The following is a 9,949-nucleotide window of genomic DNA, read 5'->3' as shown; positions in this document are numbered from 1 at the left end:
AACCGCCGTATGCGGACCCGCATGTACGGTGGTGTGAGAGGTCGGGGGCTAGCCGCCCCCTCCTACTCGATTAGCTTTTCATGTAAACACGATCGCACCGATTCAAGGAGAATGCGATAGAAGTTGCAAATACTCCTTTTTAAATGAGCGCAGTCTGGAGGAATCGTGATGGTCCATGTCTCAAATCGACCGCTACATCCAAAAAAGGTAGCCTTGGTTAAAAGGCGCTACCAAAAATTTTTACTTGTTGGACTCATCAATGCATTCGTTGATTTGGCGATATTAAACATTTGCCTATTCGCCTTTCCCACGAGCTCATCCATTTTGTTGCTCATCTATAATACAATTGCCGTCGTCGGTGCGATTACGACAAGTTATATCCTCAATCGCCGCTTTACCTTTTCTGATCGGGCGACAAACAGCCGGAAACAAATCCTGCTTTTTTGGTTGCAAGGCGGCCTGAACGTCGTCATCAATGATGCAGTGCTGTCTTTTATGGCTCGCTACTTTCTGCGAATCCTCAACTTACCTTTATTCATTAGTGGAAACTTATCAAAAGCCGCGGCAATGTTCTTAGCCTCTTCCATTAGTTACATCATTTTACGCCTTTTTGTTTTCCGCTCCTAAACATACACTGAGTTCTCTTCACTTGCTAACTCGCCCCGACAATGGTATCATTGAATTTATAAAATATGGAGATCACACACATCCGTATATATCGTGTCAGTAAACGGTAAAGTAAACTGTCCTTAACGCGTGTTTAAGGAGAGTTTTTATTTTGCTTGTCCAAAGGAAAGAAGGGCGAATCATGTATTTCCACAAGAAATCAACTGAAGAGATCCCTCTGGAAAACACGCAGATTTGGGCTTGTACCAAAGAGGGCTGTAATGGATGGATGCGCGCTAACTTTACGTTTGACGACTCTCCTAAGTGCCGCCAATGCTCATCCCCTATGGTGAAGACTACGCGAATGCTCCCTTCACTTAATAACTCGAATATCGATTTCAAATAACACCGTTCTACAATCAAACAGAGTAAGGCGCTCTTCTGTACTCTGTCGCCTTACTCCGAAGATGCACTCTTCTTACAGCGCGATCCTTTGTTAATCAATGTGGTGATCCAAGACTCAACAGCCTTTAGTGTTTCTACATTACAAAAATAATAGTGCCATACTCCTTTTTGCTGATGTTCTACGAGTCCTGCCTGCCTCAAGATCGCAAGGTGTCTTGACACGGTAGACTGCGGTAAGTTCAACATGCCACTCAAATCCTGTACACAAATCCCATTGACTGATTCCCCATCTATGCGACAGTAAAACTCTGTCTTTTTTAACGCCTCAAGCAAAGCGCGGCGAATAGGATCCGCTAAAGCTTTAAACGCCAAATCAATATCAACCCTTACGCCAACCTCCATTGCAAAACCCTCCATCAGTTCCTGTCTTTGCATAACAAACACAGTCTCTATTTGATGATTGTGCCATTGGGGCGTAAAGAATGTCAATCCACATTCCAAACACGTAAAAATTTTAAGAGTAACGGGTCAATACAATGTGATTTTATGGTCACTTTACACTTGATCGCTTTCTGACAAATGCATAGCTCCCACCAATCAGCATAGTAATGACCAAAAACGCATAAAAAGCAATCCGTTGATCTTTTTGGAACAATGCATATACGGTCAACACACCAATCGCAATCATCGTCACAAAAGTGCTAAATGGCGATCCAAATGCAAGTCGCGAGGCTAACGCCTTTTTCCCTTCTTCCGTACGGCGCCATTTGACAAACGTCAAAAGCATGACAAACCAATAAAAGAAAGTCATAAAACTCGAGGCACTGATCAAAAAACGATATACATTTGCTGGTAACCCATAAGCCGCCCCAATGGCAATGAGAATCCCTACTGCTGTGCTCGCAAGTGCGCCATAGGGGACATTACGTCTTGACATTTTCGTTACAAACTGCGGTGCTTCATGATCTTGCCCTAAACTCACTAAAATTTGGTTAGCAGAAAAAACTGCTCCTGCCATCACGCTAAAAGACGCGACTAAGACGACCGCATTAAAAATATCCGCGAGAACAGGCATTCCAGCATGTTGTAAAGCAAGTACGAAAGGACTGGTATTTGTGTTTATCGATTGCCATGGCTCAATCAGTAAAACTCCTCCGATTGAAATGAGATAGAGCAGTGTCAAAAGAAGGATTGTCCATAATGCTCCTCGTTCAATTTCTTGAACGTCGCGCACTTCAGCGGCAGCCGTCGCAAAAACGCCAATGCCTGCATACGCAAAAACAACGATCAGCATAGACTGCCAAACTCCTGACCATCCATGCGGAAAAAAACCGTTGTACGATGAACCGAGCAATTGCAGTCCATTTGCAGTCGATCCGTGCGCGAATAAGAGTGCTCCGCCGACAAAAAGAATAAATCCAACAAGAGCGGCAATCTTGATTACACTCATGAAAGACTCTACACGCCCGAAATTTTTGACACCGAATGCATTAATCAGCAAAATAATAGCGGAATAGACGAGGGATAAAATCCATAATGGAATATTTGGCAGCCACACTCGTGTAAACACGCTCATAGCTACTGCTTCACTCGCAATCGTCATTACACTGGCTACATAGTAAATCCAACCTTGCATGTACCCCGCAAAATGCCCAAGATAGAGATCTGCATACACTTTAAAAGAACCTTCAACTGGATGATGTGTAGCAATCGATGTCACCGCCCCAGTGACTTGCGCCGTAATAAATGCACCAAGCAAAAAGGCAATCAGTACACTTGGCCCTGCAGTACGAATGGGCGACCCGACACCCAAGAAAAATCCTGCTCCCACAATTCCACCTACGCCAATCAAAATCAACTCTCCAAGACTAAGTGTCCCTTTAGATTTGGACGGCTGATTTTTTTTATATTCTGATCGATGAGGGATTAACTTTCGCTTCACTTGTTGCATCCGTACACCTCCCCTAAACCACTCTGGAAAATATACATACACCCCTATACTCTGACTGCCAAATTGCCAAATTTACTTTCTTTATCACGACGTCGGCTGTTTTTGTCCCTGCCAAACTACAACGTATTCTTCCAACACATGATGCAACTCTTTTCCAATGATTGCATAAGCATCATCAGGTAGATTGGCGAGTGAAACTCGAATCGACCAATTCGGTCCGTGAAACCCTCCGCCATTTAGTAAAACAATCGAAGCCTTCCTTGCTAATCGCAGCAAAATGTCGATCGGTTCGTAATTCTTAGTAAGAAATTCTGTAAATCCCGCCCCATAATGATGGAATGCCCATTCACTCAAGTCAAACTCTGTATAATACGCCGCATCATAAGGATCTTCTCGAAATTCTAATGATAACCCTTTCATTAACAAACGTTTGCGACGGCGGCAAATTTCTTTTGTTAATTTTCGGTAGTTCCTCTCATGATCAAGCAACGCAAATCCAGCAAACATTGCCATCTGTACCTGTTGCGGAGTCGATAAACCAGCCGTGTGATTGAGTGCCACTTGCCGACTGTCTGCGACAAGCCGATCGATAAACCGCAAGCGCTCCGGATGCAACGATAAGGACGCATATCGCTTTTTAAGTTGCACCTTTTTCTCAATAGGCAGTTGTTGTAGTAAATCGTCAAATATGTTTTCACGCTGTACTGATATGACGCCAAGCCGCCAACCCGTTACTCCAAAATACTTAGAAAATGAATACACTCCAATCGTATGGTAAGGCAAGTCTGCCATCAGAGAACGGTAGTCATCCACAAATGTGCCATACACATCATCTGATATAATCATGAGGGTCGGATTATGCCGTTTTACAATCGACACGAGAGATTGTTTAGACTCTGGACGCATTGCAACAGAAGGTGGATTACTCGGATTTACTAAAAACAGTGCCTTGATTGAAGGATCAGTTAGTTTCTCTAACTCTGAGTCTGGATATTGCCACGTATGTTCCCCTTGTTCTGTCATTTCGGTCGCACGAATCTCGATAACCTCAAAGTTATACTGAGTCAATTGTGGAATTTCGATATAGGGAGGAAAAATAGGAACCATGAGGGCAATCCGATCTCCGGTAGTAAGCAACCCATTTGCATGGAGGGTTTCAAAAATATAACACATTGCAGCCGTTGCCCCTTCTACAGCAAAAAGATCAAACTCGCGAATCGAGGTGTCTGATTGTGCCATTTCTTGCAACACATAATCGTGAACAATGCGTTCGACATAATTCAGCATACGATCCGGCTCAGGATAGTTGTCCCCCATGATCGCATCTGTGAGTTCATAAACCCAAGCGTCCGGATCAAAACCGCATTGTTCAATTCCATAATCAATAAATTTCCCCAACCATTCAACCCCAGGTTGTTCTGAATGCTCTCCGATGTACTTTCTAAGTCGTGCCGCAATGCCATGTTTCGCAGGTTGACCAGCTAAATCTCCTTCATTCCACACTTCACGCGATTCTTTAACAGCAAACAGACCAAGCGCAAAAAACGCCTCGCGGGGTGTGGCGGCGGTCCAGTTGGGATTCCCTCTACCCGCATCAAGCAGGGCGCGCGCACTTTTTTTCTCCTGGTCTTTCGCTAGTTGAATCAACTCGTTTTTAAACTCAAACGGGCTAATCCCTTCATATGCACGCTCCATCTCTCGGTTCTCAGTCATATGATCCCGCATATTCGTGCCACCCTTTCTCTCTTCGCTGTAGGTCATTATTTGCAAAGGGCGTTTTATCCATACTCCTCTCAAGCTAAAGAAAATACTTTCTGAATTCTACACAACGATTTACTAACATGTGTTACTACCAGTCACACATGTTAGTAAATCGTTCATAGTATGATTGGATACGTAAATAGATTGTCTTTTTAGAAAATAACTTAGATCGGAGTGACTGAAATGATGCGGCTTTCCGTTTTCCTGTTTTCAACCGTACTCGTAGGCGGTTGCATTTGTACCATACCTTTTACAAGTCCAGGATCAGCAGCCAGTTCAGGACTCACGCACGCACCGCGCATCAAACTGAAACCAAGTAGCAGTACCACGCAAAACAGTTATGGCTGGGCATCTAGCAACTGGTCAGGTTATGCACTTTCTGGTTCTGCCGGTCAGTATAACAGCATCACAGGAAGTTGGATCGTCCCTGCTGTGCAACCCAGTCACGGATCCACCTATTCTTCAAGTTGGATTGGAATTGATGGATTCAACAACAGTGACTTGATTCAAACCGGCACTGAACAAGATTATTATAGTGGTTCGGCACACTACGATGCTTGGTGGGAAATACTACCCGCTGCTGAGACCGTTATTCCAAACATGACGATTCAACCTGGCGACCACATGACTGCATCCATAAAAAATGACGGCAACGGCGATTGGACAATCACTTTGAACGATGTCACCGAAAACGAGTCATTTACAACGACCCAAGCCTACTCTGGACCTGCAGAATCAGCAGAGTGGATTCAGGAAGCACCGACGATTGGGGGCCATGTCGCCACGTTAGCCAATTATGGAGAAACCACATTCGATCCAGGAACAGTAAACGGCAGTAATCCGAACTTCGTGACGAGCGATGGAGGCGTTATGATTCAAAATCGCCAACAAGTTTCCACCCCATCCGTTCCTGATAGTGACACAGATGGATTTAATATCGCCTATGGCTCAACCGCACCAGCGGCTCCTGCATCATAAACGTATTCATCCTCAATAAGATCACCTAGCGGTCATAGCACATTCATTTGGCTTACGATCGCTAGGTGACTCCTGAAGACAAGACGCGTCAAATGGCAGGTTCTTGCTTCTCCCATGAACCAAATTGACTGTAGTATAATTCCGCATAAAATCCATCTTTCTTTATTAACTCCTGATGCGTTCCTTGTTCTACAACGCTGCCATTTTGCATGACAAGAATGAGATCCGCTTCTTTAATAGTAGAGAGTCTATGCGCTATAACAAAACTTGTTTTCCCACTCATCAAATGTTGCATCGCTCTTTGAATATGCGCTTCTGTTCTTGTATCAACGTTACTTGTTGCCTCATCCAATATCAGGATCGCCGGGTCAGCCAAAATTGCACGCGCAATCGTTAAGAGCTGTTTTTGCCCTTGCGAAAGATTACTTGCTTCTTCATTTAGCAACGTATCATACCCATCAGGCAATGTTCGAATAAAATGATCCGCATTGGCTGCTTGTGCAGCCTGTATGATCTCTTGTTCTGTCGCATTTTCTCGTCCATAAGCGATGTTCTGGCGAATCGTTCCATGAAATAACCATGTGTCCTGCAATACCATGCCAAACATCTGACGCAGATCATGGCGCTCAAAGCTTGTAATATCCACTCCATCTAACAAGATCCGCCCACTATCGAGTTCATAAAACCGCATGAGCAAATTCACAAGTGTCGTCTTCCCTGCACCTGTCGGCCCAACAATCGCAACCGTTTGCCCTGCCTTAACATCTAAATTCAAATCGGTAATCAGCGGTTCCTCTTTTCTATAGCGAAATTGCACGTGTTCAAACTGCACTCTGCCGCGCGGCGCAAAATTTTTAACTGGAGCAATGACAGTCGCAATCTCTTCTTCTTCATCAAGCAGGTCAAAAATTCGCTCCGCTGAAGCCAAGGTAGACTGAATCAAATTTGTCAGGCTGGACATCTGTGTAATAGGCTGTGAAAATTGCCGTGCATACTGAATAAATGCCTGAATATCACCAATGGTGATCGCATTTTGTGTCACTAATACCGCACCGATTACACTAACCAACACATAGCTAAGATTTCCAATAAAACTCATTAAGGGCATGACGATTCCTGAGATAAATTGCGCTCTCCAACTCGCCTCATATAATCTCCCATTCATCTCATTGAACGTGTCGATCGCCTGTTTTTCATGCAAAAATGCTTTGACAATGAGGTGTCCTGTATACATCTCTTCTACATGACCATTCAACTGTCCCAGTGATTTTTGTTGATCGCTAAAATGTCGCTGTGAACGCGAAGCAATTGCTTTCGTTGCAAAAAAACTTAGTGGCAACGTCAAAAAAACGACCAGTGTCATAAGCGGACTAATGGTTAGCATCATCACGATTACACCGACAAAAGTAATCGCTGAGGTAATGAGTTGTGTGAGACTCTGCTGAAGTGTATTGCTAATGTTATCAAAGTCATTAATAAAGCGACTCAAAATATCCCCATGGGAGTGTGTATCATAAAAACGAAGGGGGAATCGAGAAAGCTTTTCATCAACCTGTCTGCGCAATTCATAAATCGTCTTCTGTGTAACCCCCGCCATAAGATACTGTTGCACATAACTAAATAGTGAACTAAAAAAGTACAGTATGCCTAATTCCAAAAGAAGGTGGAGGATTTTTGTAAAATCAACCCCTTCACCGGGTTCCCCACGGAGCTTACTCATGGCCCCTACAAATAAATCCGTCGTTGCATTTCCGAGAATTTTAGGACCAAGTATACTAAAAAGGGTGCCGATGATCGCTGCGCCAAATACAATTCCCAAACGAAACGCATGCGGGCGAAAATACCCTAGCAAACGAGTTAACGACTTCTTAACATCTTTCGCCTTTTGTGTCGGTATGAAAGCCCCACCTGGTCCACCAAAACCACCAATTCCACGGGCGAGTGGAGAATGTTGTGCAATTCCTTCTTTTCGCCCCGCATTCATGCGATCTCCCCCTCTGCAAGCTGAGAATTTACTATTTCTTGATAGATCGCACTTGTTTCTAATAATTGTTCATGAGTTCCAATTCCTGCTATCTTTCCATTATCAAGAACGATGATCTGATCTGCGTCCATCACTGTACTCACACGTTGTGCGACTAGTAAAACCGTTGCATCTCTTACTTCTTTTTTTAGTGCAGCGCGCAATTGCGCATCCGTCTTTAAGTCCAGCGCCGAGAAGCTGTCGTCAAATAAATAAATGGGCACTTTTTTCACAAGCGCGCGCGCAATTGCAAGCCGTTGTTTTTGACCTCCTGAGACATTTGCACCACGCTCCGCAATATGCGATTGCAATCCGTTCTTCATCGCCGCAATGAAGTCGGTTGCTTGGGCAATCCTTGCCGCCCGCCATACTTCGTCATCTGAAGCGTCGTTATTCCCGTAACGAATGTTCTCTTCTACACTCCCTGAAAACAAAATCGATTTTTGTGGAACAAAGCCAATTCTCGCGCGCAGTTCTTGTCTTGGCCATTCGCGAACATCGATGCCACCCACTAGAATCTTGCCCGTATCTTCTTCATAGAAACGTAAAAGTAAATGCAGCAATGTAGACTTTCCAGAACCTGTACCCCCGATGATTGCAGTAATCCCCCCTGGCTTTACTCGAAAGGAGATATCTTCCACCGCAGGTTGTTCTGCACCCGGATAGCGAAAAGACACCTTTTGAAATTCAATTTCCAAAGCGTCTTGTGAAAAGACTCCCTGCTCCCCTCGCTGCACACCATTGTCATCTTGCACTTCAGGGGTCAACTCCAGCACTTCATTTACCCGTGCTGCCGAAGCAGAGGCACGCGGAATCATAAAAAACATCATTGAAACCATCATGACTGAAAATAAAATTTGCATGACGTACTGGATAAAAGCCATTAAACTACCAATTTGCATCTGTCCATTGTTTAAGCGAATTCCACCAAACCACAAAATAGCAATTGTCGAGAAATTCATAATGAGCATCATGGAAGGCATTAAAGCTGCCATGATGTGATTTACCGCAATTGCCGTATCCGTTAATTCGCGATTTGCTTTTTCAAATCGCTTTCTTTCATAAGCAACACGGTTAAAAGAACGTATCACACGAATGCCCGATAAATTTTCTCTTACTATACGGTGAATTTGATCTATCTTGCGCTGCATGATCTGAAATAAGCGAATTCCTTTGCGCAGTGTAAAAAAGAGGATCAGTGTAAGCAGCGGAATCGCAACAAGCAAAATCCACGACAATTGTGCATCTGTCGAGACGGCCATGAGGATGCCACCTATAGCGGTCATCGGCGCCATGACCATCATCCGTAACGCCATATTTACAAAACGCTGTACCTGTGTGATATCATTTGTCGTTCGTGTGATGAGAGAAGAAGTCCCCAATTGATCAAATCCCTGTAATGACAGTGCTTCAACATGAGAAAATACTTCTTGGCGCAGTATCTTTCCAAAACCTGCAGAGACTCTTGCTGCGACCAGACTAGCCAATACCGAACAGCCCATCCCTAAGAACGAAACAAATAGCATCCATCCCCCAATTTGCAAAATATATGAGGTATCTGCGTGCAGGATTCCCTGATCAACCATGTCAGACATTAAATTCGGCAGATAGAGCATAGAAAGCGACTGTAAAAAGATAAGCATCAATTCTACTGCCACCGCAACCCGGAAAGTTTTAAAATAGGGGAACAATTTTTTCATCAATGATCCTCTCGCTCAAGTTGAGTCTGATGTTCTGTATAAAATTCGACTACCTCAGACAGAAGCGAAGAAAATAGTCGACTCTTCTCTTCACCAAGAAAATCGACTAACCCTTGAAAAGCTTCCGCGACTGTTTCGCGCGCTTGTTGGACCGTTTTTTCTCCATGCGCAGTCAAACGGATGCGGATGATCCGACGATCAGAATGATCGACCGTTCTTCGAACGAGCCCTTTTTCTTCTAAATCTTTAATCAACTGCGTCATGGTAGGAGGGGATACATGCAGGCATTGACTGATCTCAGACAACTTCATGCCCATTGCATGATCCCCTTCATGATTCTTGATACAAAACAAGACACGAACATCACTTGGTTTAGGCCCCGTTCCATTCCAATTCAGCCAATTCAAACGTCGAAAGCGCATAAACGCCTGAAATACTTGCTGTGCCGTCGAATTTTCATCAAACGTCACTTCTCAACCTCTTTTCTTGCATAAAATGAATTACAAGATCACCAAATATTTTGTT

General features: G+C 44.0%; 9 protein-coding genes. 3 read left to right on the top strand and 6 right to left on the bottom strand.

The window, feature by feature from the left end; all coding sequences use genetic code 11:
- The first annotated feature begins 168 nt into the window (after positions 1–168).
- Together BM613_RS12110 and BM613_RS12105 are read left to right on the top strand one after the other, a co-directional pair.
- Complete coding sequence (locus tag BM613_RS12110; protein WP_109431439.1) at positions 169–627, top strand: GtrA family protein; 459 nt, start codon at positions 169–171, stop codon at positions 625–627.
- A gap of 181 nt (positions 628–808) precedes the next feature.
- Entirely contained in the window at positions 809–1,012 is a 204-nt protein-coding gene (locus BM613_RS12105) for a cold-shock protein (RefSeq protein WP_109431443.1), read from the top strand.
- A 50-nt stretch (positions 1,013–1,062) separates the two neighbouring features.
- Here the strand turns inward: BM613_RS12105 and BM613_RS12100 are convergent, their stop codons facing one another.
- The 3 genes from BM613_RS12100 to aspD form a co-directional block, all read right to left on the bottom strand.
- Positions 1,063–1,413, bottom strand: coding sequence for an ArsR/SmtB family transcription factor (locus BM613_RS12100; protein WP_109431438.1), 351 nt, complete (start codon positions 1,411–1,413; stop codon positions 1,063–1,065).
- A 148-nt stretch (positions 1,414–1,561) separates the two neighbouring features.
- The gene (locus BM613_RS12095; RefSeq protein WP_109431437.1) at positions 1,562–2,962 is read right to left on the bottom strand and encodes an amino acid permease; all 1,401 of its coding nucleotides are present in this window, start codon (positions 2,960–2,962) and stop codon (positions 1,562–1,564) included.
- Between the two features lie 84 nt (positions 2,963–3,046).
- Positions 3,047–4,687 (bottom strand): aspartate 4-decarboxylase, encoded by a 1,641-nt coding sequence (aspD, locus tag BM613_RS12090; protein WP_109431436.1) that lies wholly within the window; start codon positions 4,685–4,687, stop codon positions 3,047–3,049.
- Positions 4,688–4,906: 219 nt separating this feature from the next.
- Here aspD and BM613_RS12085 point away from each other — a divergent pair, with 219 nt between their 5' ends.
- Complete coding sequence (locus BM613_RS12085; protein WP_181363119.1) at positions 4,907–5,701, top strand: G1 family glutamic endopeptidase; 795 nt, start codon at positions 4,907–4,909, stop codon at positions 5,699–5,701.
- 88 nt (positions 5,702–5,789) lie between these two features.
- On the opposite strand, the gene BM613_RS12080 is transcribed toward BM613_RS12085, so the two are convergent.
- From BM613_RS12080 to BM613_RS12070, 3 genes are read right to left on the bottom strand one after another with little or no spacing between them, the layout of a single operon-like run.
- The gene (locus tag BM613_RS12080) at positions 5,790–7,685 is read right to left on the bottom strand and encodes an ABC transporter ATP-binding protein (RefSeq protein ID WP_109431435.1); all 1,896 of its coding nucleotides are present in this window, start codon (positions 7,683–7,685) and stop codon (positions 5,790–5,792) included.
- Positions 7,682–9,424, bottom strand: a complete 1,743-nt coding sequence (locus BM613_RS12075; protein ID WP_109431434.1) for an ABC transporter ATP-binding protein — start codon at positions 9,422–9,424, stop codon at positions 7,682–7,684. Before BM613_RS12075 ends, BM613_RS12080 begins: the two co-directional genes overlap by 4 nt.
- The gene (locus tag BM613_RS12070) at positions 9,424–9,894 is read right to left on the bottom strand and encodes a MarR family winged helix-turn-helix transcriptional regulator (protein WP_109431433.1); all 471 of its coding nucleotides are present in this window, start codon (positions 9,892–9,894) and stop codon (positions 9,424–9,426) included. Before BM613_RS12070 ends, BM613_RS12075 begins: the two co-directional genes overlap by 1 nt.
- Between the last annotated feature and the right edge of the window lie 55 nt (positions 9,895–9,949).

Origin of the sequence: Sulfoacidibacillus thermotolerans (genome assembly GCF_003144315.1) — a bacterium.
Lineage (GTDB): Bacteria > Bacillota > Bacilli > Alicyclobacillales > SLC66 > Sulfoacidibacillus > Sulfoacidibacillus thermotolerans.
The sequence above is the reverse complement of the archived record's forward strand: the minus strand, read 5'-3'. Positions and strand labels throughout refer to the sequence as shown.

Coding starts and splice junctions, on each gene's coding strand:
- BM613_RS12110 (WP_109431439.1), top strand. CDS start 169: ATGGTCCATGTCTCAAATCGACCGCTACATCCAAAAAAGGTAGCCTTG.
- BM613_RS12105 (WP_109431443.1), top strand. CDS start 809: ATGTATTTCCACAAGAAATCAACTGAAGAGATCCCTCTGGAAAACACG.
- BM613_RS12100 (WP_109431438.1), bottom strand. CDS start 1,413: ATGGAGGTTGGCGTAAGGGTTGATATTGATTTGGCGTTTAAAGCTTTA.
- BM613_RS12095 (WP_109431437.1), bottom strand. CDS start 2,962: ATGCAACAAGTGAAGCGAAAGTTAATCCCTCATCGATCAGAATATAAA.
- aspD (WP_109431436.1), bottom strand. CDS start 4,687: ATGCGGGATCATATGACTGAGAACCGAGAGATGGAGCGTGCATATGAA.
- BM613_RS12085 (WP_181363119.1), top strand. CDS start 4,907: ATGATGCGGCTTTCCGTTTTCCTGTTTTCAACCGTACTCGTAGGCGGT.
- BM613_RS12080 (WP_109431435.1), bottom strand. CDS start 7,685: ATGAATGCGGGGCGAAAAGAAGGAATTGCACAACATTCTCCACTCGCC.
- BM613_RS12075 (WP_109431434.1), bottom strand. CDS start 9,424: ATGAAAAAATTGTTCCCCTATTTTAAAACTTTCCGGGTTGCGGTGGCA.